This is a genomic window from Bradyrhizobium sp. MOS001 (assembly GCF_004634465.1).
Taxonomy (GTDB): Bacteria; Pseudomonadota; Alphaproteobacteria; order Rhizobiales; family Xanthobacteraceae; genus Bradyrhizobium; species Bradyrhizobium barranii.
This window is the reverse complement of the sequence record NZ_SPVJ01000001.1, coordinates 254,213-276,744: the sequence shown is the minus strand read 5'-3', so window position 1 is coordinate 276,744 and position 22,532 is coordinate 254,213. Positions and strand designations below refer to the sequence as shown.

The 22,532-nt window shown below is 64.6% G+C and carries 20 protein-coding genes; 6 read left to right on the top strand and 14 right to left on the bottom strand.

Annotation, left to right across the window (positions count from 1 at the left end; translation table 11 throughout):
* Nucleotides 1–42: 42 nt before the first annotated feature.
* The 4 genes from CT676_RS01340 to CT676_RS01325 all read right to left on the bottom strand — a co-directional run bounded on the left by CT676_RS01340 (nucleotide 43) and on the right by CT676_RS01325 (nucleotide 5,344).
* Nucleotides 43–1,431, bottom strand: a complete 1,389-nt coding sequence (locus CT676_RS01340) for a hypothetical protein (RefSeq protein WP_244623029.1) — start codon at nucleotides 1,429–1,431, stop codon at nucleotides 43–45.
* A 95-nt stretch (nucleotides 1,432–1,526) separates the two neighbouring features.
* A complete protein-coding gene (locus CT676_RS01335) occupies nucleotides 1,527–1,883 on the bottom strand; it encodes a hypothetical protein (RefSeq protein WP_244623027.1) in 357 nt (118 codons plus the stop codon).
* Between the two features lie 247 nt (nucleotides 1,884–2,130).
* Nucleotides 2,131–4,131 carry a primary-amine oxidase gene (locus CT676_RS01330; protein ID WP_135213633.1) on the bottom strand — a complete coding sequence of 667 codons (2,001 nt, stop codon included), beginning with the start codon at nucleotides 4,129–4,131 and terminating at the stop codon, nucleotides 2,131–2,133.
* Nucleotides 4,132–4,147: 16 nt separating this feature from the next.
* Nucleotides 4,148–5,344 (bottom strand): serine hydrolase, encoded by a 1,197-nt coding sequence (locus CT676_RS01325; protein ID WP_135213632.1) that lies wholly within the window; start codon nucleotides 5,342–5,344, stop codon nucleotides 4,148–4,150.
* 179 nt (nucleotides 5,345–5,523) lie between these two features.
* Here CT676_RS01325 and CT676_RS01320 point away from each other — a divergent pair, with 179 nt between their 5' ends.
* Nucleotides 5,524–6,513, top strand: coding sequence for a helix-turn-helix domain-containing protein (locus CT676_RS01320; protein WP_135213631.1), 990 nt, complete (start codon nucleotides 5,524–5,526; stop codon nucleotides 6,511–6,513).
* Between the two features lie 177 nt (nucleotides 6,514–6,690).
* Here the strand turns inward: CT676_RS01320 and CT676_RS01315 are convergent, their stop codons facing one another.
* The 5 genes from CT676_RS01315 to CT676_RS01295 form a co-directional block, all read right to left on the bottom strand.
* The gene (locus CT676_RS01315; RefSeq protein ID WP_135213630.1) at nucleotides 6,691–7,464 is read right to left on the bottom strand and encodes a MetQ/NlpA family ABC transporter substrate-binding protein; all 774 of its coding nucleotides are present in this window, start codon (nucleotides 7,462–7,464) and stop codon (nucleotides 6,691–6,693) included.
* A gap of 28 nt (nucleotides 7,465–7,492) precedes the next feature.
* Nucleotides 7,493–8,158 carry a methionine ABC transporter permease gene (locus CT676_RS01310; protein WP_135213629.1) on the bottom strand — a complete coding sequence of 222 codons (666 nt, stop codon included), beginning with the start codon at nucleotides 8,156–8,158 and terminating at the stop codon, nucleotides 7,493–7,495.
* Nucleotides 8,148–9,287, bottom strand: a complete 1,140-nt coding sequence (locus CT676_RS01305; protein ID WP_193560861.1) for a methionine ABC transporter ATP-binding protein — start codon at nucleotides 9,285–9,287, stop codon at nucleotides 8,148–8,150. Before CT676_RS01305 ends, CT676_RS01310 begins: the two co-directional genes overlap by 11 nt.
* A gap of 232 nt (nucleotides 9,288–9,519) precedes the next feature.
* On the bottom strand, nucleotides 9,520–10,992 hold the full coding sequence (locus CT676_RS01300; protein WP_135213628.1) for a DASS family sodium-coupled anion symporter: 1,473 nt from the start codon (nucleotides 10,990–10,992) through the stop codon (nucleotides 9,520–9,522).
* A 128-nt stretch (nucleotides 10,993–11,120) separates the two neighbouring features.
* Nucleotides 11,121–11,927: an enoyl-CoA hydratase/isomerase family protein gene (locus CT676_RS01295; RefSeq protein WP_135213627.1), complete on the bottom strand. Its 807-nt coding sequence runs from the start codon at nucleotides 11,925–11,927 to the stop codon at nucleotides 11,121–11,123.
* Nucleotides 11,928–12,047: 120 nt separating this feature from the next.
* Between CT676_RS01295 and nthA the strand changes: the two genes are divergently transcribed.
* From nthA to CT676_RS01280, 3 genes are read left to right on the top strand one after another with little or no spacing between them, the layout of a single operon-like run.
* A complete protein-coding gene (gene nthA, locus CT676_RS01290; protein ID WP_135213626.1) occupies nucleotides 12,048–12,671 on the top strand; it encodes a nitrile hydratase subunit alpha in 624 nt (207 codons plus the stop codon).
* Nucleotides 12,668–13,327, top strand: a complete 660-nt coding sequence (gene nthB, locus CT676_RS01285; RefSeq protein WP_135213625.1) for a nitrile hydratase subunit beta — start codon at nucleotides 12,668–12,670, stop codon at nucleotides 13,325–13,327. Before nthA ends, nthB begins: the two co-directional genes overlap by 4 nt.
* Nucleotides 13,327–13,704: a nitrile hydratase accessory protein gene (locus CT676_RS01280; protein ID WP_167767895.1), complete on the top strand. Its 378-nt coding sequence runs from the start codon at nucleotides 13,327–13,329 to the stop codon at nucleotides 13,702–13,704. Before nthB ends, CT676_RS01280 begins: the two co-directional genes overlap by 1 nt.
* Nucleotides 13,705–13,853: 149 nt before the next feature.
* Here the strand turns inward: CT676_RS01280 and queC are convergent, their stop codons facing one another.
* Nucleotides 13,854–14,567, bottom strand: a complete 714-nt coding sequence (gene queC, locus CT676_RS01275; protein WP_135213623.1) for a 7-cyano-7-deazaguanine synthase QueC — start codon at nucleotides 14,565–14,567, stop codon at nucleotides 13,854–13,856.
* Between the two features lie 137 nt (nucleotides 14,568–14,704).
* Here queC and mazG point away from each other — a divergent pair, with 137 nt between their 5' ends.
* Complete coding sequence (mazG, locus tag CT676_RS01270; protein WP_135213622.1) at nucleotides 14,705–15,559, top strand: nucleoside triphosphate pyrophosphohydrolase; 855 nt, start codon at nucleotides 14,705–14,707, stop codon at nucleotides 15,557–15,559.
* Nucleotides 15,560–15,753: 194 nt separating this feature from the next.
* Nucleotides 15,754–16,776 (top strand): DUF2278 family protein, encoded by a 1,023-nt coding sequence (locus tag CT676_RS01265; protein WP_135213621.1) that lies wholly within the window; start codon nucleotides 15,754–15,756, stop codon nucleotides 16,774–16,776.
* A 78-nt stretch (nucleotides 16,777–16,854) separates the two neighbouring features.
* Here CT676_RS01265 and hflX read toward each other — a convergent pair whose 3' ends face one another.
* From hflX to CT676_RS01245, 4 genes are all read right to left on the bottom strand, one after another.
* Nucleotides 16,855–18,234: a GTPase HflX gene (hflX, locus tag CT676_RS01260; protein ID WP_167767894.1), complete on the bottom strand. Its 1,380-nt coding sequence runs from the start codon at nucleotides 18,232–18,234 to the stop codon at nucleotides 16,855–16,857.
* A gap of 11 nt (nucleotides 18,235–18,245) precedes the next feature.
* Nucleotides 18,246–18,494, bottom strand: a complete 249-nt coding sequence (hfq, locus tag CT676_RS01255; RefSeq protein ID WP_007591126.1) for an RNA chaperone Hfq — start codon at nucleotides 18,492–18,494, stop codon at nucleotides 18,246–18,248.
* Nucleotides 18,495–18,742: 248 nt separating this feature from the next.
* The gene (locus CT676_RS01250; RefSeq protein WP_071914044.1) at nucleotides 18,743–20,113 is read right to left on the bottom strand and encodes a sigma-54 dependent transcriptional regulator; all 1,371 of its coding nucleotides are present in this window, start codon (nucleotides 20,111–20,113) and stop codon (nucleotides 18,743–18,745) included.
* Between the two features lie 17 nt (nucleotides 20,114–20,130).
* Nucleotides 20,131–22,518: a PAS domain-containing sensor histidine kinase gene (locus CT676_RS01245; RefSeq protein WP_135213619.1), complete on the bottom strand. Its 2,388-nt coding sequence runs from the start codon at nucleotides 22,516–22,518 to the stop codon at nucleotides 20,131–20,133.
* Nucleotides 22,519–22,532 lie beyond the last annotated feature (14 nt).

Here is a 22,532-nt window from a genome sequence, read left to right as displayed (position 1 = left end):
TGGCTGCGGCGACGATGCGACGGCTGACGGGAGCCCGGCAGTTCAACCTTGCGCGGCAATCATCGTGTTGAGCGCTTTAACGCTCGGCGCAAACAGCACTGCGACGCCCTTGTAGCGGATAAATTGCTTCATCTGGAACGTCACGGAGGCGTCCCCCGCAAGCGGAACCTGGAACCGGGTCTCGGCCTTTGGGTCTGCCCGGTTTCCGGTCAACGCATCCTGCGCGTTGGCCCCGTTCGGAAGGCGCATGTAGGCGTCGGCAAAGTCCGTCTGATGCATCCACCGCAGGATGGTATAGAATTGCTCGTTGATCCTGGCGAAGTAGAACAGCCCTACGATGCCGCGGTCCTTGCCGTCGTCCTCCGTGCCCTCCAGATGAGGGCCGTAGGAAAATCCGCGGCGTATGACTCGCGGCGGCCCCTTGGGGAAACGAATCTGATTGGCGAATTTCAGCGGCTGATCGCGGCAATTGACAATGCGAATGTGAGCCCCGAGCGGGCATTTGACGCCGTTTGGATCGTCGCCATAGCCGAAAGCATCGTTCAATTGCGGGGTCGACGGTGGTGCATCCGGAAAGCGTGACAGCGGCGACCCGTGTCGCCAGCGCCCCATCATCTTGGCCGCGATCCATTCCTCGGCCAGTTCCGGGCCGACATGCGGCGCCGCCTGCGGTGCATTCGCCACCAGGAATTTGTTGAAGGCCGCGACGTCCTGATAAAGCCACGACAGGCCGACGAACGATCCATCGCGCGCGAAGTCCTGCCACGGACCGGGCTTGAACGGTGCAGTGGGAAAATCGCTGTTCGGATAGCCGACGACGATCTCGCGACAATCGACGGCGTCGGAAGCCCTGGCAGCCGGCGCATCCTGCCAGTCAACATTGGGCGCGGTGATTCCATCACGATAGCCAAAATGCAGGCGGCCGTCGGCTGGCCGACAGCCGGACAGCGCGCCGTCGTCCCAACTTTCGAGTGACAATTCCCGGACACCGAAACCTGTCGCCGACTGCCGCACCTGCGCGAGGCAATCGGCTTTCTGCTCGGGCGTATCGAACCCGATATGGATGGCCAGATCGATATCGCCCGACTTGAACTTGCCATCCCACCATCCCGCCGGAGCGCTGGCGTCGAAGAAACCAAGCTGTGTCGCAATGCCGCCATCCGGCGCCTGCGCCGGGTCCACGAACGATACCTCGAATTGCTGCCGCCCCTGTGCGACGTCAAGGTCGGGGCGACCCGACATCAACGTCGCGATGCCGTTCCAACTGAACATGAAGTGGAACGCGGGACCATCTGCGTCCGGGCCCGCCCCCACCGCGGCTCGCGGTATCCATTGCCGCAGGAAGGACCTGGCACCGCCGGCGTCGCCAAACCTAAACAACAGAACCGCGAGTAGCGGCTTGGCGGAGCTTCGAGCGACGATCGCCTGCAAATTGTCGAGATCCACCATGGCGCCTGTCCTGCAAGAACGGTCAGCCGATAGGCAGCCTCAAAGCCGGCCTATCCCGAAAGCGCAAATACGCTGAGCTATTTCCCGAGCTTTGCCAGAATGTCTGCGACAGTCATGCCGTCGGTCGCAGTGCCCAGCGAGCGCGCGTTGTGGTTCTTCGAGAATTCGAAGAACGCATTGGGATCGTTGATGTCCAGGCCAGTCGTATCTGCCAGGGAAAATATCGCGGCAAATATCGGCGTGAGCGCTCGCCGGAAAAACTCCGTGTATTCCTGGTGCGTTCCCTCATATTCGGTGATGACCTGGATGTACTTGTCCTCGATGACGACGACCCGGGCGAAATGAACGATCCTGGACTGCTTCAGCGCCGCCGCGCTGAACCTTCTCAGTGAAGCTCGCCTCGAGATTCCGCAGCTTTGCCAGGGTCTCGGCATCCTGCTTGATCGGCAGCGTGAGATTGAGTGCATGGGTCATGGGAAATCTCCTTAAAGAATACAACCTTAAGATGGTATCACTCTCGAAAGGAATTGGAAGCAATCTTTTCGACCTGCGGCCGGCCGTCGCGTCGCGGGCCGTTCGAAAGGGGCAGCAATACTCCCCTGACAATTCGACCGCGAGCGCATGCGACCAGCGAACCAGCGCCGGTCGGCCTGCTGCGAACATTGTTGTCGCGCGACGAGTCTAGGCTTTGCCGGCGTGGCAGCACGAGCCGCCGGCGGCATCCTTCGGGTCGCCCGCTAGCACGCTGCGGCTGTTGCGCTCCGGCGGAATGTCGCCGGCGGCATTGGCCGAAAAGAATCCGGTCGGCTTCAGCATGAAGCCGGCATATTCGACCGGCATGATCGGAAAATCCTCGGGCTTGCAGACATGGGTGTGGCCGAAGGAGTGCCACACCACGAGATCTGTGTTCTCGATGTTGCGGTTCTGCGCGGCGTAGCGCGGCAGGCCGTCGCCGCCGGCATGGACGTTGGGATAATCGCCGCTCGCGTATTTCTCGTCCTTGTCGAAGGCCGTGACCCAGACGTGCTTCGTCGCAAAGCCGCCGCGCTTGCGCACGTAGCTGCCCTCCTGCGCCAGCATCAGCGGGCTCGGATTGACGACGAGCTTGTAGGCCGGCGCGTTGCCGACGGAGTTGGTCTCGTTGGGATTGCTGATCTTCCAGAACCGGCCGGTCTCGCCGTTCGCAATGGCAGCCGCATCACGCTCGCGCGACAGCACGCGCGTGGTGGTATCGAACGCATTGCCGTGCGGATTGTCCGCGCCCCAGGGCCGCGGCACGAACTCGTGCTCGGTGACCGTGTTGCCGCCGCCGTCGAGATCCATGTGCATGCGCACGTTGAAGAAATGCTGGTGCGTCGGGCCGCCCAGATTGTCGTCGACCATGCCGCCCCATTTGTATTTTTCGCCCGATGGCACGGCGGCGGTCTGGATGATGCCGGTGAGTTTTGTTTCGAGTTGGATCGTGCCGTCCTGGTACAGGTACCAGTAGAAGCCGTAGTCGTAATTGCCGACGGTGGCGAAGAACGAGATGACGAGGCGCCGCGAGCGGCGCACCTCGAACAGGCCGTTGCGGAATTCGTAGTGTTTCCAGGCAATTCCGTAATCTTCTTCATGCATGCAGATGGCATTCTGCATGACGAAGGGCTCGCCCTTGTTGTCGGCGGCGGGCACGTCGAAATAATGGATGTTGCCGAGACAGTCGCAGCCGAGCTCGAGCGCGTTGGCGAGCATGCCGAGCCCGTATTCCCCGGCATCGAACGCCGACTTCCAGAAATGGTTCTCGGTCGGATCGGCGTAAGGCACCACCATCTCGGTGACGCTGGCGCGATGGATCAGCGAGCGCTTGCGATCGCCGTCCTGGTAGGCAAGCTGATGCAGCACCAGGCCCTCGCGCGGCGTGAAGCCGACGCGAAAGCTCCATTTCTGCCAGTCGACGTTCCAGCCATCGACCTTGAAGCTCGCGCCCTCCGGCTGCTCGATATGCAGCGGCTTGATGTCGGTGCGCGGGTTTTTGACCTCGTGCGCGCCGTAATTCCGCTTCTTGCGCGGGATCGGCACGATCGGATCGGCGTCCGTGAGGTCGATGACCTTGCCGCCGATCAGGTCGACCACGGCGACCACGCCCTCGATCGGATGCGCGTAGCCGTTGTCCTGAAGGTGCTCGCGGAAAAAGCTGACGGCGCGCACGATACGGGCGCCGCGCTCGTACTCAAAATCGAAGAAGCCCGAGGAGAACGGATCGACCTGGACCAGCTCGATATCCTTGTCGGTGAGCCCGCGGCGGACCATCGCCGCGCGCCAGCCTGGATCGGCCTTCACCACGGCCTCGCACTTGAAAAATTCTTCCAGCATCACCGGCGGCTGCCCATAGGGCGCCTCGCGGTTCGGAATGACCTTGCGGCTGACGATCTCGTTGCGGCCGAGATCGACGATGTGCTCGATCGCCTCGCCCGTGGTGACGTCGAGCGTCAGCGCGAAGGCGCGGCGCCCTGCTCCGCCCGTAGCCAATTCCTGTTTGGTCGGCTCCTCCAGCCGGACGGTCGGGAAGCGGCAGTTCTCCGGCGAGGTCGCGGCGGCACGAACCAGCGTGCAGGCGGCCGTGATCTCTTCGGCTGTCAGAGGATCGAGCGGATGCGGTGCGGCCGCTTGAATCGGTGATTTGGCTTTGACGGTATCGAGCATGATGATGACCAAAAAATCAGCGCGGGGCGAGATGCGCGGTGATGGCGCGGAAGGCGGCGAGCCAGCGGTGGTCGAGCGGAACGTCCATCGCCTTCGGCTGCGTCGCGAGCTTGACGATGACGGTGTCGGTGGCCGCGTCGATGTAGAGCCACTGGCCGTGAATGCCGATCCCCGCGAGATCGTTCCGCGACGGATCGATCGTGTACCATTTGCTGCGGTAGCGGGCGCCCGGGAAGATGTCGGCGAGATCGCCGTCTTTCCACGCCTGGGGATCGCCGTTCTCGTGGATGTCGTCGATCCACCAGCCCGGCACCACCTGCCGTCCCTCGACCACGCCGCGGCAGCGGATCATTTCGCCGAAGCGCAGCAGATCGCGTGCGGTGACGGAAAGGCCGCCAGCGATGCGGCCCATGCCGTGGCTGTCGAGCGTGAGAGAGCCGTCCTCTTCGGCACCCAAGGGCTGCCAGAGATAGTCGGAGAGGATGCGATGGTAAGGCATGCCGCAGGCGCGCTCGTAGACCCAGCCGAGCACTTCCGTATTGGTCGAGACGTAGTGGAACACCTTGCCGTGCGGCTTGCCGGTCCCGCGCAGCGTGGTGAGATAGGCGCGCTGATGGCCGGCTTCGACGCCCGGCGGCGGCACGTCCCAGCCCGAGGAGAAACGATAGCGTGCGACGTCGCCGGCCGGATCCTCGTAATCCTCCTCGAACTTGATCGCGACCGCCATGTCGAGGACGTTGCGGACGGTGCAGCTGCCATAGACCGAGCTCTCCAGCTCCGGCACGTAGCGCACCACCCTTGCCTCCGGATCGAGCAGGCCGCGCGCGGCCAGCACGCCGCCGAGCGTGCCGGCGATCGACTTGCTGATGGAGCAGATCAGATGCGGCGTGGTGACGCTGATGCCGTCGCCGTACCATTCGTGGATCAGCGTGCCCCGGTGCATGACCAGCAGCGCATCGCCGAAGGTTTCGCGCAAGGTGGCCTCGACCGTGGTCGGCTTGCCGTCCGGCGCGGTGAAGCTGAGCTTTTGCAGCTCGCGCGGCGCGCTTGCCATCGGTGTGGGATGCGCGGAGCGGCGAACCTCCGCGGTCGGCAGCACTTCGCGGGTGTGGGTGAAGCCCCAGCGGATGGCGGGAAAGCTGCGCCAGTTGGCGCGGGTCACCTGGGCCTCGGGCGTGGGCGGGCTGCCGCGCATGATGTCCGTCGGTCGCATCTCGATCCTCCGCAAGGCCATCCCGACTGCGATGCCGGAACGGCAAGGGAGAAGACTGCACACAGGCCGCATCGGGCGTTATCGAGATCCGGCAATATTTTGCTGGACAGCGGCCATGGCCGTGCCAGTCTGGCGTAGTTCTTGCTGGCTATTCGGCTTGCAAATTCTGACGTGCTGTCATGGCCTTAAGCGCAACTCTTCCGATTCAAGACTCGGCTGCCAATCTACTTCAAGCGAGCAGCACGGATGTCGACGAGCATTGCGCCACGCTCGGCCGCTGGCGGCTGAGCTACGACCAGATCAGCGCCGGGGCGTTCCGGGGCAGCTTCACGCAACTCTCCCTGCCCCGGCTCGAAGTGTTCTGCGAGATCACCAGCCAGCAGGTGCGCCAATATGGCCAGTTAGGTGCCGACAGCTTTGGCATCGGTCTGCCCTGGCACGGCGATGGCGAGGTGAATTGCAACGGGGCCAGTGTTGCGGGCTCCCAGGTCATCGCCAGCATCGACGCCGAGATCGACATGTGTACGCCGAAGGCGTTCGAGTTGCGCGGTGTCGTCGCCAGCGCGGTGCTGATCGCGGAGCTTGCGGCACGGCTCGACATCGAATTGCCGCGCGCCGTCTGGCACCAGTTGCGGGTGATCGAGATGGCGGCGGCGCCGGTCGCGCGGCTGCGCGCCCACCTCGCCGCCATTCACGAGACCATCACGGCCGCACCCGAACGGTTCGACGATCCGGCCGCGCGGCAAGCGCTGGAGGACGCCCTCCTCGTCGAGATCATGGACATGCTGCCGACGGCCCAGCCCAGCGATCCCGGCCGCAGCGCCACGGCGCGCAAGCGCACCGTGGATCGCGCCCGTGAGCTGATGCATGGCAGCGGTGATCGCTCGCTGTCGCTGCTGGAGGTCTGCAAGGCGGTCGGCGCGAGCCCGCGCAAGCTCGGCTATTGCTTTCAGGAAGTCGTGGGCACGAGCCCGATGCATTACTGGCGCGCGATGCGGCTGAACCGGGTGCGGCGGGACCTGAAGCGCGCCAGTGGCGCCGAGACGTCGATCTACGACGTCGCCGTGCAACACGGCTTCTGGCACTTCAGCCAGTTCTCGCTCGACTACAAGCGCCACTTCTCCGAGCTGCCCTCGGAGACGCTGCGGCGCGCGAGGCTTGTCGCCTGACGCGCGCGTCTTCTACTCCAGGACAAGTCGTGGCTAGCAGCTCGCTTGCGGCCATCCTTCGAGACGCCCGCCTCTGGCGGGCCCTCAGGATGAGGTCGGGTTTTGCGGCGAGATATTGGACCCTCATGGTGAGGAGCCCGCGCAAGCGGGCGTCTCGAACCATGCAGGCCGGGCACGTTACCAGGTCGGCAAATACGTACCCTTGAAGCGCGTCTCAAGAAACGCCTTCACGGGATCGGAGTGATAGACCGCGATCAACTGCTTCACCCACGGCTTGTCCTTGTCCTCCTCGCGGACGGCGAGGATGTTGACCCAGGGACCATCGGGGTTCTCGCGCGCGATCGCATCGGTCGCCGGATTGAGGCCGGCCTGCACGGCGTAATTGTTGTTGATCGAGACGACGTCGACGTCCTGCAGCGCGCGCGGAAGCTGGGCGGCATCGAGCTCGACGAAGCGCAGCTTCTTCGGGTTGTCGGTGATATCAGCGATGGTCGAAGCGACGTTGGTCGGGTCCTTCAGCTTGATCACGCCGTGCAGCGCCAGGATCATCAGGCCGCGCGCGCCGTTGGAGGGATCGTTGGCAATTGCAACGCGGGCGCCTTCTGGCAAATCGGCGAGCTTCTTGAATTTCTGCGAATAGACGCCCTGCGGCGAGCCGATCGTGTTCGCGACCTTGACGATTTTCCAACCGGTCTTGGAGATCTGGTTCTTCAGGTAAGGCTCGTGTTGGAACGAGTTGGCTTCGAGGTCCTTCAGCGCCAGCGCCTGGTTCGGAATGACGTAGTCGGTGAACTCGACCACCTTGATGTCGAGGCCGCGCTCGGCGCCGACCTTCTTCACGACGTCCATGATCTCGGCATGGGGACCGGCTGTAACGCCGACGCGGATGGTTTCAGCTTGAGCGGTGGTCGCAAGCAAGGCTGCAGCCGCAAGGGTTGCGAGAAAGCGCATTGTAGTCTCCAGTTTCAGGGAATGTGTATCAGCGCTGCCGCAGCCGGCGGTTGACCCGGCGTGCGAGATAATCGCCCGCGCTCTGCACGAGCTGCACCAGTGCGATCAGAACGACCACGACGGCGAGCATCATCTCCGGCATGAAGCGCTGATAGCCGTAGCGGATGCCGAGATCGCCGAGCCCGCCGCCACCGACGGCACCGACCATGGCGGAGTAGCCGAGCAGGCTGACCACCGCGAGCGTCAGTGCCAGGAGCAGGCCGGGCAACGCTTCGGGGATCAGTACCTTGAGAACGATCTGGATCGGTGATGCCCCGAACGAGGACGCGGTTTCGATCAGGCCGCCATCGACCTCGCGGATCGCAGCTTCGACCAGGCGCGCGATAAACGGCGTCGATGCGATGACCAGCGGCACGATCGCTGCGGTCGAGCCGATCGAGGTGCCGGCAATGAGCCGGGTGAACGGGATGATGGCGACGACCAGGATGATGAAGGGCGTGGAGCGCGTCGCATTGACGACGATGCCGAGCACGCGATTGATGGTGGGCGCCGCGAACAGCTCGCCTTTCCGGCTGGTCGCGAGGAACACGCCGAGCGGCAGGCCGAAGGCGGTGCCGAGCAGTGCCGCGATGCCGACCATGTACAGGCTTTCGCCTGTTGCCTGGACGATGAGGTTGATGAGTTCAGGCGACATAGCCGAGACGCTCCGCCGGGAGTTGATATTGAGAGAGCCAGGCGAGCGTGCGCGTCACCGCGTCCTCGCCACCGGGAATACCGAGGGTCAATGAGCCCACATGCTGGCCGCCGATCTCGTCGATGCGCGCCGACAGCAGCGCCACGTCGAGACCGAGCTCGCGGGCAAGCCGCGCCACCACCGTGTCGCCGGCCCCTGCCCCGCGCACCTGGACGCGGATCACGGCCTGCCCGCCGGCGGACGGCTCCGCCACGATCCGGCTCGCAAGCGACACCGGCAGGCTGTCGCCGATGACTTCGGCGAGGAAGGACTGCGTGATCGGATGCTTGGGGTGCGTGAAGATGTCGGCGACATGGCCGCTCTCGACGACATGGCCGGCGTCGAGCACCACCACTTCCTTGGCGAGCTGGCGCACCACGGACATTTCGTGGGTGATCAGCACGATGGTCACGCCGAGCTCGCGATTGATGTTGGCGAGCAGATCGAGGATCGCGCGCGTGGTCTGCGGGTCGAGCGCCGAAGTCGCCTCGTCCGACAGCAGCACGCTCGGCCGCGTCGCCAGCGCACGGGCAATGCCGACGCGCTGCTTCTGGCCGCCCGAGAGTTCAGAAGGGTAGCGGTCGTGCTTGTCGGCGATGCCGACCAGCGCCAGCAGCTCGGCGACGCGGGCCTTGATGTCGGCCTTGGCCCAGCCGGCGATCTCCAGCGGCAGCGCGATGTTGTCGGCCGCCGTGCGCGACGACAGCAGGTTGAAATGCTGGAAGATCATCCCGATCGAGCGCTGCGCCAGCCGCAATTCGCGACCTGCCAGCGCCGAGATGTCGCTGTTGTCGACGATCACGCGGCCCGTGGTCGGCTTCTCCAGCCCGTTGATCAGCCGGACCAGGCTCGACTTGCCGGCGCCGGAGCGGCCGATAACGCCGGTGATCGAGCCGCGCGCAATCGCGAAGTCGATGTCTTGCAGCGCGTTGACACCGGGCTTGCCGCGATAGGCCGGATAAATCTTCGAGATGCCTTCGAAACGGACCATCGCGTCAGCGTTCTGGGCGGCAGGTGAAATCGCTTCAAGCGTTTCGATCTTCTGTCCGATCGCGAGCGATTGGTGGGCGTTCATGGAGGCGGCCTTCATGCACAACAGTTCCTGCTGCCCCGTGGGGCATGCGGGAACCGGTCGCGTCAAGCGACGGAGAGTGAAATCGCGGCGAGGGTTCGGGTGGAACGCGCTGCACTGCAGCAAGCACCATCGCCTTTTCAGGTCTTCCTTGCAATGTCAGATATTTGCGGGGAGTTGGACGAAGTTTTCCTAATCCCACCCCGGCGAAGAAAATTCGTCTGCCGGGGGTATGAGCTTCCGGGCCCGCTCAGCTGATCTGCAACCAGGGCAGCACGATCAGCAGGAGTCCCGCAAAATAGAGCAGCCCGAACAGCAGCCCAAAGCCCCAGAACTGGCCCTTCCCGATATAGCCGCTGCCGAAATACATCGGCGCGGGTCCCGTCGCGTAAGGCGAGATCACGCCCATCAGGCCGAGCGAATACATGCAGAGCATGGCGAGCGTCGTAACCGGCAGGCCGGGAATGCCCGATCCGACCGCGAGCACCACCGGCAGCACGGCTGCGGCATGCGAGGTGATGCTCGAGAAGAAGTAGTGGATCCAGAAGAATAGCGCGACCAGCAGGAGCATCGCGGTCGACGGCGACAGCCCCGCGAGCGGTTTGGCGTATTCGGTCGCGAACCATTTGACGAAGCCGATTTCGTTGAGGCCCGAGGCCAGCGTCAGCAGCGAGGTGAAATAGAAGAACACCTCCCAGGCGCTCTTCTCGCTGACGATGTCGGCGAACTCGATCACGCCCGTCACCAGCATCAGCGAGATCACGATGAACACGACGGTGGTGGCGTTGACGAAGTTCGAGCCGAGCAGCGGCACGTGGATGTCCGGGCTCGAGCCCGCGATCCACAGGAACATCGCGAGGACGATCAGAGCCAGCATGATCCACTCGTTGCGCGACATCGGGCCCATCTCGCTGACCTCCCTGGCCGCCCATTCGGAGATCTCCGGGCTGTGCTTCACCTCGGGACGGCAGACCACATAGCTGAGCAGCGGCACGAGGATCATCAGGAGGATGCCGAGCGGCGCAAAGCCGACGAACCACTGCGCCCAGCTCACCTCGACGCCGGCGGTCTTCTTGGCGATAGCAAGCGCGGCCGCATTGGGCGCGAGCGCGGTGAAGAACAGCGAGCTGGTGATCGCGGTTGCCGCAAACGCCGTCCACATCACATAGGTGCCGATCTTGCCGGCGGTCGGTCCCGGCTCGGAGCCGTAGATGCGCGGGATGTTGCTGATGATGGGATAGACGATGCCGCCGCTGCGCGCGGTGTTGGATGGCGTCGCTGGTGCCAGCAGGAAGTCCGACATCGCCACCGCGTAGCCGAGACCGAGCGTGTTGCGGCCGAGCTTCTGCACCAGCACCAGCGCGATACGGCGGCCGAGCTGGCTCTTGCGATAACCGATCGAGAATACGAAGGCGCCGACGATCAGCCACACCGTGCTCTCGGCAAATCCCGCCAGCATCCAGCGCAGCGATTTGCCGGGATCGGGATCGATATAGCCGGCGACGCCCGCGACCGTCAGCCCGATGAACCCGACCGCGCCGACCGGCATCGATTCCAGGATGAGCCCGGTGATCACGGCCGCGAACACGGCAAAATAGTGCCACTGGTTGGCGTTGAGACCCGTCGGCACCGGCCACAGATAGATGGCCAGCCACACCACGAGCGGCGCGATCAGCTTCCAGCTAAACCCTTTTGCCTGAGGCGTCTGCGAGCTAGCGGCCATGGGCCCTCCCCCCTCGATTGTCGTCGCATTGTACCGCCCGTTGGCCGAGCCGTTTTTGTCCTAGCGCGGCGTATACGGACTGTCCGCGGCGCGATCAATGGCCTGACTTCACGTTCTACCGCCCCTTGCTACCGCCCCTTGAAGCGCGGCTTGCGGCGGGTCAGGAACGCCTCGATGCCCTCCTTGTGGTCTTCGGTGAGACTCGCCAGCGCGAACTGGTCGACGTCCATGTGGCTGGCGAGATCGTCTAGCGCGTGTGCCAGCCGGTTGACGGTCAGTTTGGTCATGGCGACCGAGAGCGGCGGCTGCGCGGCGACCTTCCGGGCAAGCTCCATGGCGGCATCGAACGCATGGCCGGGATCGGCCACCTGCTCCACCAAACCCCACTCGTAGGCCTCATCGGCCGAGATGCGCTGGTCGGCCAGGATCACCGCCTGCTTGGTGCGGGCCGGCCCGATCAGATGCAGCATGCGCGGGATGCTCTGCCAGCTCATGTTCATGCCGAGCCCGATCTCGGGCACGCGCAGATGCGCGTCGTGCCCCATCACGCGGAAGTCGAGCGCCACGGCCAGCGCGACGCCGCCGCCGACGCAAAAACCCTCGATGGCGGCGATCGTGATCTGCTCCATCTCATGCCAGGCATGGGTCAGACGCGGCCCGAGCTTGAGATGCCGCCGCAGCGTGCCGAGATCCATGTCCTTGCGCGAGCGCCCTTCGGCATCTTTCAAGTCGAAGCCGGCGCTGAAGGCGCTGGTGCTGCCCGTCAGAACCACGACGGACGTTGCGGCATCATCCTCGAAGCTGCGCGCGGCCGCGGTGAGCTGGCGCAGCGCCTCCGGCGAGAGCGCGTTGATGCCGTCGCCGCGGTCGAACCGTACCACCGCAATCCGCCCCTCCGGTCCGAGCCCCTTCTCGATCGTCACGAAGTCCGTCACCGATGTCTCCCTATCCGCTTTGCTGCGAGGCTAGCCTACATCCAGCCTCACGAATATGGGACCCGGTTGCGCCCCAGCGCATACTCGACAGGCAGGGACCATTGCGCCTATCTTTGCGCCATGAGCCACGATCACGACCATCATCACGACCATTCCGAGCTGTCGGAGACCGAGCTGCGCGTGCGCGCGCTCGAGACGATCTTGACAGAAAAAGGCTATGTCGAGCCGGCCGCGCTCGACGCCATCATCCAGGCCTATGAGACCAGGATCGGACCGCACAATGGCGCGCGCGTCGTCGCCAAGGCCTGGACCGATCCGTCGTTCAAAAAGGCGCTGCTGGAGGATGGCTCGAAGGCCATCGGCACGCTCGGCCATGTCAGCCGCGTCGGCGACCATCTCGTCGTGGTCGAGAATACGCCAGAGCGACACAACATGGTCGTGTGCACGCTGTGCTCCTGCTACCCTTGGGAGATGCTGGGGCTGCCGCCGGTCTGGTACAAGGCTGCGCCCTATCGCTCGCGCGCGGTGAAGGACCCGCGCGGCGTGCTCGCCGATTTCGACGTCACGCTGCCCAAGGACATGGAAATCCGAGTGTGGGATTCCACCGCCGAGACCCGCTTCCTGGTGCTGCCGATGCGCCCCGCGGGCACCGAAGGCTGGAGTGAGGAGCAGCTCGCCGAGCTCGTCACGCGCGATTCCATGATTGGCACCGGCTTTCCCAAGACGCCTGGAGCGCCCTCGTGAACGGCGTCCACGACATGGGCGGCATGGACGGGTTCGGCAAGGTCGAGGCCGAGCCGAACGAGCCGATGTTTCACGAGGAGTGGGAATCGCGTGTTCTCGCCATGGTGCGCGCGATGGGCGCCGCCGGCGCCTTCAACATCGACACCTCGCGCTTCTATCGCGAGACGCTGCCGCCGCACGTCTATCTCTCGAGCTCCTACTACAAGAAATGGTTTCTCGGGCTCGAGGAGATGCTGATCGAGAAGGGCTACCTCACCCGGGACGAGGTTGCTGCCGGGCACGCGATGCAGCCTGCAAGGGCGCTCAAGCACGGCAAGTTCGACCTCGCCAATGTCGAGCGCGTCATGGTGCGCGGCAAGTTCGCCCGCCCTGCCCCCGCGCCGGCAAAATTCAACATCGGCGACCGCGTCCGCGCCAGGAACATTCATCCGACCACGCATACGCGGCTGCCGCGCTATGTGCGCGGCCATGTCGGTGTCGTCGAGCTGAACCACGGCTGCCACGTATTTCCGGATTCGGCGGCGATGGAGCTCGGCGAAAATCCGCAATGGCTTTACACGGTGGTGTTCGAGGGCCTCGATCTCTGGGGCGCGGACGGTGATCCGACCTTGAAGGTTTCGATCGATGCCTTCGAACCCTATCTGGACCCGGCGTGATGAGCAGCACGGCTGCGGCCGCCGCGACGGCGGCCATTCCGAGCATTCCGCGCGATGACGACGGCCCGGTGTTCCGCGCGCCCTGGGAAGCGCATGCGTTTGCGATGGCGCTGACGCTGCACGAGCGCGGTGTCTTCACCTGGCCGGAATGGGCCGCAGCCTTGGCCTCCGAGATCAAGCGCGCGCAAGCCGCTGGCGATCCTGATACGGGCGAGACCTATTACCTGCACTGGCTCGCCACGCTGGAAGGTTTGGTCGCAAGCAAGGGCGTCGCATCGGCGGAGACGCTGCACCGCTACCGCGACGCCTGGGACCACGCCGCCGACCGCACCCCGCACGGCAAGCCGATCGAGCTGCGGCCGGAGGATTTTCGGTAGGTCGGTAAGAGGCACGCTCGTGCCAAGCCCTCCGCTGTCATTCCCCGCGAAGGCGGGGAATCCAGTAGGCCGCGGCCTCTCGACTCAAGCACGGTCTCTGGGATACTGGATCACCCGCTTTCGCGGGTGATGACACCGAATATGTGGCCTCAGCGGCCCGCCACAAACTCCCGCCACCCCTTAGCCCGCAGGCTGCACGCCGGGCACTCGCCGCACCCGAAACCCCACTCATGCTGGGCGCCGCGTTCGCCGAGATAGCAGGTGTGCGAGTGCTCGCGGATGAGATCGACCAGTCCTGCGCCGCCGAGCTCGTGGGCGAGCTTCCACGTTGCCGCCTTGTCGATCCACATCAGCGGCGTATGCAGCTCGAATGGCCTGGCCATGCCGAGCGAGAGCGCGGCCTGCATGGCGCGGATGGTGTCGTCGCGGCAATCGGGGTAGCCGGAATAATCGGTCTCGCACATGCCGCCGACGATGTGGGTGATGCCGCGCCGGTAGGCGAGCGCCGCGGCAAACGTCAGGAACACCAGGTTGCGGCCGGGCACGAACGTATTCGGCAGGCCGTCGGCGCCCATCGCGATGGCGACGTCGCGCGTCAGCGCCGTCTCGGACACGGCCGCCAGCGTTGGGATCGACAGCGTGTGGCTCTCGCCGAGCCTTGCGGCCCAGTCTGCGCGCAGACCCTTGATGCCGTCGAACAGCCGGTCCCGGCAGGCGAGCTCGATGGCGTGGCGCTGGCCATACTCGAAACCCAGTGTCTCCACGCGTGCAAAGCGGCTGAGCGCCCAGGCGAGGCAGGTGGTGGAATCCTGGCCGCCGGAAAACAGCACCAATGCGGTTTGTGATGAAAATGCGTCACTCATGGCCCGCGCTTTAGCACTGCGGGCGCTCCTCGCCAATCTGCCGCCAATCGGTGGAAATCGGCCTGTTCCGCCGCGCCGCGCTGGGAACGGCGGGCCGCTTTTGGCATAAGGCTTTGGAGCCAGGAGACTGCCCCGCAATGACCCCTTCCCGCGACATTTCCCGTCTGATCGAGATCATGGCGGCGCTGCGCACGCCGGTGACCGGCTGCCCCTGGGACCTCGAGCAGAATTTCGCGACGATCGCGCCCTACACGATCGAGGAAGCCTATGAGGTGGTCGAGGCCATCAGCCGCGGCGATCTCGACGATCTGCGCGAGGAGCTCGGCGACCTCCTGCTCCAGGTCGTGTTCCACGCCCAGATGGCTTCAGAACAGAATGCCTTTGCCTTCGGCGACGTCGTGGAGGCCATCACCCGCAAGATGATCCGGCGCCATCCCCATGTCTTCGCCGACAAGGACGGCAACCTCGCCGCCTCCCACGTCAAGGAAGTCTGGGACCGCATCAAGGCCGAGGAGAAAGCCGAACGTGCGGCGCGCCGGCCGCCGGAGGAAACGCCGACGCACAAGTCGTTACTCTCGGGCGTCAAGGCCGGTCAGCCCGCGCTGACCCGCGCGATGGAGCTCCAGCGCAAGGCTTCCACCGTCGGCTTCGACTGGAACGACCCGCGCGCGGTGCTGGCGAAAATCCGCGAGGAAGCCGACGAGATCGAGGCGGCGCTCGACCGCAACGACAGCGAGGGGCTGGCGGAAGAAACCGGCGATCTGATGTTCGCACTCGTCAATCTCGCCCGCCACGTCGACGCCGATCCGGAAGCCGCGCTGCGCGCGACGAATGCAAAGTTCGAGCGGCGGTTCGCCTTCATCGAGCGCGCGCTCGAGGCGCAGGGCCGGACGCTCCAGCAGGCGTCGCTGGCGGAGATGGACGCGCTGTGGAATGCGGCTAAGAGTGAGGCGAAACCGGTATCGGAGACTCGTTCGCAGGCCCGCCGCTAGCGTTGTGGGCCTGCTCCATCGGCGTACCCGCAAGGATCGAAGCGGTCGCGAAGGAGATATAGGTCAGCATCTTTTCCCGAATGCAGCGAGGCGGTCATGGCGGATCGCAGTCAAGCCATGAAACCGTCACGACAAGCAGTCTAAAGTTGAGCAACGGAGCCCGCGCAGCCGAAATCCCACCTCAGGTGAGTGCGATGCCATTAAAGCACTATTCGGTCCTCAAGGGACGCCCGATCGCGATGCGTTTCGGCACCGGCCAGTCGCCGCACTATCAAGTCCATGTCGTGGCCGACAACGCGGATTTCCGCATCGCCGTCAATGTGCAGTCAGCCGACGGAAGCGAAGTCGAGTTCCTGGTGCGATCGCACTTTGTCCATCCGATCACCGATCATCTCGCGGCGCTGCCGGAGGGCCTGCACCCGCAGCCGCCGAAGCCGGCCAGCATCGCGCTGGACTTCATTCGCGGCAATCTGATGCAGCCCCAGGAGATGATCCCGCTGCCGCTGTCGGTGCCCGGACCCGACAATGACCTCAACGAGAAGCTCGACCAGTTCGTCCAGCGCGCGCTCTCAAACGAAAGCGCGATGATCTACGCATTCGGTGAGACGTGGGGGCCGGAGACCAAAGCGGACAATTATTTCGGCTTCCGGCCGGGTCGCGGCATTCACGACATCCATATGAATCAGGGAAATCCGATCGGAAGGTTCTCGGGCGACAACGGGCCATGGCAAGACGGCGGGCTGGTGTTCGAATTCCCGGATCAGAAGCTATGGACGGCGGTCTTCCTCAAATTCCAGACGCAGGCCTGGCACACCGACGACAAGACCGGTGACCCCATCGATCTCGGCGCGCCGACACAGCCGCCAGATCCGACGGCTCCTCCGACCGGGCAAATGCCGGACGGACTCGTGCGCATCATCGCAGCACTCGTCAATGCCTTGAAGACGCCCGAGCGGGAAGTCGTCACGCTGCTCAATACAGCCGATCGCGACATCGATCTCACCGGCTGGATGCTGGCCGACAAGCAGAAGAACAAGATGGTCCTGTCAGGGAAGATCGCAGCCGGGGGCACGCTCGCAATCGTCGTGCAGAAGCCGATGGAATTGTCGAACCAGGGCGGCATCATTTCGTTGCTGGACGAGCGCGGGATCAAGATCCACGGCGTCGCCTATACCAAGGCGCAAGCGAAGAATCCGGGCCTGACCATTCCATTCTAGCGTTACGCGTCTCAACCCAGAAACGCGGATACGGTCGATATCGCACTCAAGCCGGTCGGGCGCACCGCGCCCTTCGGATCACGCCACGCGCGGCACGGCATCGAACCGGTTCACCACGATATCCCGCTTGGTCTCGTCGACCCGTACGGTCATGTCGAAGCGGCCGTCGTGCAGCTCTTTCGCCAGCACCTCCGCATTTCGATGCAGCCAGCTGATGCCGGCGCCGTCGGCGGCGTCGATGGAGAGATCGAGCGTGGTGCGTTTTGCGGCGAGCCGTTCCTCGATCGCCGCAAGCAGAGCGTCGATCCCCTCGCCTGACACGGCCGACACCAGCATCGCCGGATGATCCTCCGGCCGGCGCGCGGCGATGTTCAAGAGCTCTTCGCGCTTGTCAGGCTCGTAACGGTCGATCTTGTTCCAGACCTCGATGATGCGGCCGGAATCGTCGGGGTTGATGCCGAGCTGGCGCAGCACCGCGTCGACGTCACTCTGCTGGGCCTCGGCATCCTCGTGCGAGATGTCGCGCACATGCAGGATGACGTCGGCCTCCAGCACCTCTTCCAGCGTGGCGCGGAAGGCCGCGACGAGCTGGGTCGGCAGGTTGGAGATGAAGCCGACGGTGTCAGACAGCATCGCCTTGCCGCCATGCGGCAAAGTGAGCGCGCGCAGGGTCGGATCGAGTGTTGCGAACAGCATGTCGGCGGCCTGAACGTCGGCGCGGGTCAGGCGGTTGAACAGCGTCGACTTGCCGGCATTGGTGTAGCCGACCAGCGCGACGACGCGATACGGCACGCGCTGGCGTCCGGCGCGATGCAGCCGCCGCGTCGCCTGCACCTTCTTCAGCTCGCCCTCGAGTTTCGAGATGCGCTCCTGGATCAGGCGGCGATCGGCTTCGATCTGCGTCTCGCCGGGACCGCCCATGAAGCCGAAGCCGCCACGCTGGCGTTCCAGATGGGTCCAGGAGCGAACGAGGCGCGAGCGCTGGTAGTTGAGATGCGCAAGCTCGACCTGGAGCGAGCCTTCCTTGGTCTTGGCGCGGCGGCCGAAGATCTCCAGGATGAGGCCGGTGCGGTCGAGCACCTTGGCGTGCAACTCCTTCTCGAGATTGCGCTGCTGGATCGGCGCCAGCGCGCAATCCATCACGACGAGCTCGACATCGAGGCTCTTGGCCAGCGCGGCGATCTCCTCGACCTTGCCCTTGCCGATATAGGTCGCGGGGCGGATCTGGCTGATCGGCGCGATGATGGCATCGGCAATGACGAGGTCGATCGCCCGCGCGAGGCCGGCGGCCTCATCGAGCCGGGCCTCCGCGTCACGCTGAACATGGCTTTCCGATTGCGCGTCGGCACCGCCCGCGCGCACACGCAAGTAGGGGCCGATGACAAGCACACGCCCCGTCTGCTTCGCCCCTGCCGACCGCGGACGGTCGGCCTCCCCGTCGAAATTCCGGGGTTCCAATCAGATCACTCTCAAGCCGGCTGATCCTCGCCGCCTTCGAACAACTGGATCGGAGCGCCCGGCATGATGGTCGAGATCGCATGCTTGTAGACAAGCTGCGAGTGACCGTCGCGCCGAAGCAGCAAACAGAAATTGTCGAACCAGGTCACGATGCCCTGGAGCTTCACTCCGTTGACCAGAAAGATCGTCAGTGGCGTCTTGGTTTTGCGAACGTGATTGAGGAAGGTGTCCTGTAGGTTTTGTGCGCGGTCTGCCGCCATTGTTTTTTTCTCGCTTTGAGTTTCTTTTTATTGCGCCGGTTGCGGCCCTCTTTGTGACATTCGGGGCCTCTTCCGGTTGCTATTCCTCATGAGATCCCCCTCGGAGGAACAGCGGTTCGATTAGAGGACAGGACGGGTTATTAGGCAAGCCGCTTCACGCGGCAGGCAACGCCCAATTGCCCCGAAAAACTACGGAAATCGATGATTTTCCTCGCTAATCCCTGAGCTGCGGCCGCGACGTCGCGGTGTCAGCCGACACCGAGCGCCTTCAGCTTCCGGTGCAACGCCGAACGTTCCATGCCAACAAACTCAGCCGTGCGAGAAATATTTCCTGAAAAACGGCTGATCTGTGCAATCAAATAGTCGCGCTCGAACACTTCGCGCGCTTCGCGCAGCGGCAGCCCCATGATGTGCTCGCCATTGTTGCTGGTCGGCATCGCCGGCACCATCGAGCCGACGTCCTGCGGCAGCATGTCGGCGGTGATGATCACCTCCGGTCCGCCCGCGGCCAGAATCATGACTCTCTCAACGTTGTTGCGGAGCTGGCGCACGTTGCCCGGCCACACATGCGATTGCAGCACCGCCATCGCGTCCTGCCCGATCTGCCGCTTGGGCAGGCCGCTGCCGGCCGAGATCTGCTCCATGAAATAGTCGATCAATTCCGGAATGTCCTCGCGCCGCTCCGAGAGCGCGGGCACGCGGATCGGCACCACCGAGAGCCGATGATAGAGGTCTTCGCGGAAATGGCCGGCCGCGATCTCCTCTTCGAGATTTCGCGCGGTGGAGGAGATGATGCGGACGTCGACCTGCACCTTGCCGGTGCCGCCGACGCGCTGGAACGACTGCTCGACCAGCACGCGCAAAATCTTGTTCTGGGTCTCGCGCGGCATGTCCGCGATCTCGTCGATGAACAGCGTGCCGCCATGGGCTTCCTCGAGCGCACCGGGCTTGCGCGCCTGCTCGCCGTTAGATTGCTCGACACCGAACATCTCGTGCTCCATGCGCTCGGGCGTGATCGCGGCGGCATTGATCACGACGAACGGACCATCGGCGCGGCCCGAGGCCGTATGCAGCGTGCGCGCGGTCAGCTCCTTGCCGGCGCCGGCCGGGCCGACGATCAGGATGCGGCTGTTGGCCTTGGCCGCGCGGTCGATTGTCTGGCGCAGCTGGTTCATGCTCGGCGAGCGGCCGACGAGCGAGCTTGCGCTCGGCGCGAGCTGCTTCAGCTCCTTGACCTCGCGCTTGAGCCGCGAGTTCTCGAGCGCTCTGTTCGCGACCAGGATCAGCCGGTCGGCCTTGAACGGCTTCTCGATGAAGTCGTAGGCGCCGCGCTTGATCGCGGCGACCGCGGTCTCGATGTTGCCGTGGCCGGAGATCATCACGACCGGCAGATCGGCATTGTCCTTCTTGACCTGCTCCAGCAGCTGCAAGCCGTCGAGCTTGGAGCCCTGGAGCCAGATGTCCAGAAACACCAGATGCGGCCTGCGATTGGCGATCTCGGCGAGCGCCGTATCGCTGTCGCGAGCGGTCCTTGTCACGAAGCCCTCGTCTTCGAGAATGCCCGCGACGAGATCGCGAATATCGGCCTCATCATCGACAATCAGAATTTCACTTGCCATGGTTCGTGCCTGTCTTGTCAGATGCCTGTTGAGGCTTCGATCTTCGTTGAATCATTGGTCTTTTCAGCCGCCTCTTTGGTTTCGGCGGCCGGCTGTTTTGTTTCGGGCGGCTTGGCGATGTCCGTGACCGCGTTTGCGGCCGACGCTGCCTGCACGGTCCCCTCGCTCTTCGCGGGGGCACCGGAGATTGCAAAACGCATCCGCATCCACGCGCCGCGCTGGCCCTCGCGGAAATCGGAAGCGTCCTTCAGCTCGATACGCCCGCCATGGTCTTCGAGCACGCGGCCGACGATCGCCAGGCCAAGGCCGGTGCCCTTGGCCCGCGTCGTCACATAAGGCTCGAGGAGGCGCGAGCGCGCGACCTTGGGCAGGCCGATGCCGTTGTCGATGACATCGATCAGCACGTCCTCGCCCTCGCGCGAGACCACGACGTCGATGCGGCCCTTGCCGTAATCCTTGCCGAGCTCCTCCGGCGGCACCTGCTCGACCGCCTCGGTGGCGTTCTTGACGATGTTGGTGACCGCCTGCGAGATCAGCCGCCGGTCGAACTGCGCGCGCAGCGGATCTTCCTTGAATTCGGCCTCGATATCGATCTCGGGATGGGCGACCTTCATCAGGAACACCGCCTGCCGCACGGTGTCGGCGACGTCCTCGCCCTCCATCACCGGCTTCGGCATCCGTGCGAAACGCGAGAACTCGTCGACCATGCGGCGGATATCGTCGACCTGGCGCACGATGGTATCGGTGCACTGCTCGAAGATCTGCTTGTCCTTGGTCTCGGTGATGTCCTTGCCGAACTTGCGGCGGATGCGCTCGGCCGAGAGCTGGATCGGCGTCAGCGGATTCTTGATCTCATGCGCGATGCGGCGCGCGACGTCGCCCCAGGCCGAGGTGCGCTGCGCCGAGACCAGCTCGGTGATGTCGTCGAGCGTGATGATGTAGCTGTCGTGCGGCTGGCTGGTCTTCTCGGCGCTGACGCGGACCGACAGGTTGCGCTCGGTGCCGTCGCGCGTGATCGTGATCTGGCCCTGTACCAGGCGCTGGGTCCCTTCCCGCGCCGTCTTCATCATCTCCTCGAGCTCGGGCAGCACGTCGGAGAGCGGATGGCCGAGCGTCTCGGCTTCGGAGTGCCCGATCAGCTTCTCGGCAGAGCGGTTGAGGATGCCGACGCTGCCCGAATTGTCGACGCCGATGATGCCGGCGCTCGCCGAGGACAGCACGGCCTCGATGAAGCGGCGGCGGCTGTCGATGAGATCGCTGGCGTTGACGAGCTCGTCACGCTGGCTGCGCAATTCCTGCGTCATCTTGTTGAAGGTCTCACCCAGCTGGGCGAGGTCGCCTTCCGACTGATGCACGGGCACCTTCACATGGAGGTCGCCGGTCGAGACCGTGTGGGCCGCGTTCATCAGCCGCCGGATCGGGGCCACCAGCGAGTTGGCGAAGTTGAGGCCGATCAGTACCGAGGCCATCAGGATGGTCAGCGCGATCACCGCGAACATCAGCGCGAAGGCGACCTGGATGCCGAGCCGGCGCGACTCGATCTGAGCGTATTCGGCGACGCTGACCTCGGTCTGCTTGAGCTGGTTGACGACGTTCGGATCGAGCGGCCGCGCGACATAGAGGAAGGTGTCGCTGAAGGCGCGCAGGCGGATCACCGCGGCGACGAAGCTCGCATCCGGCAGCACCGCGATCTCGGGCTCGGATTCGTTGACGTTGCTGAGGAAGTCCGGCGCCGGCGGCGAATAGGCTAGCCGCATGCCGGTGTCGGCCGATTCCAGGATATTGGTGTTCTTGTCGATGATCATCGCGCCCGGCAGGTTGCGGGAGCCGGCGCTGGCGGTCAGCAGCTCGCGGAACGAGCGGCGGTCCTGGTCGTAGAGCGGCCGGGCGTGGGCGATGTCATTGGCCATGCCGAGAATGTCGCCGCGGATCAGCTGCGCGTGGTCCTGCATGTAGGCGCGCGCGATCGTCAGCGAATTCTGGATCACCTCCTTGGTCGGGCCGGAGAACAGCCGGTCGAGGCCGCGCTCGATGGTGACGTTGGCGACGACGGCGACCAGCACTGCCGGCAGCACCGCCACGATCGAGAACAGGCTGACGATCTGGACATGGAGGCGCGCCGCCGCCCGGCCCCGCCGCCGCGCCAGGATCAGCTGCCAGAGCTCGCGGACGATGATGCCGACCAGCAGCAGGATCGTGGCCGCATTGATCAGATAGAAAGAGCGGACCACCTCCGGCGTCGGCTCGATCCTCGTGAGACCGGTCAGGACCAGGAAGGTCAGGAGGGCCGACAGCAACGCCATCGCCACGGCAAGGGGTGCCAGCCAGCGACGCACCGACCAACGCCGGGGCTCTTCCGCTGGGGCCGTGTCGAAGTGTGCGGCCGAGGTGTCTGCGCTGGTCATTCCGGCAATGGTGC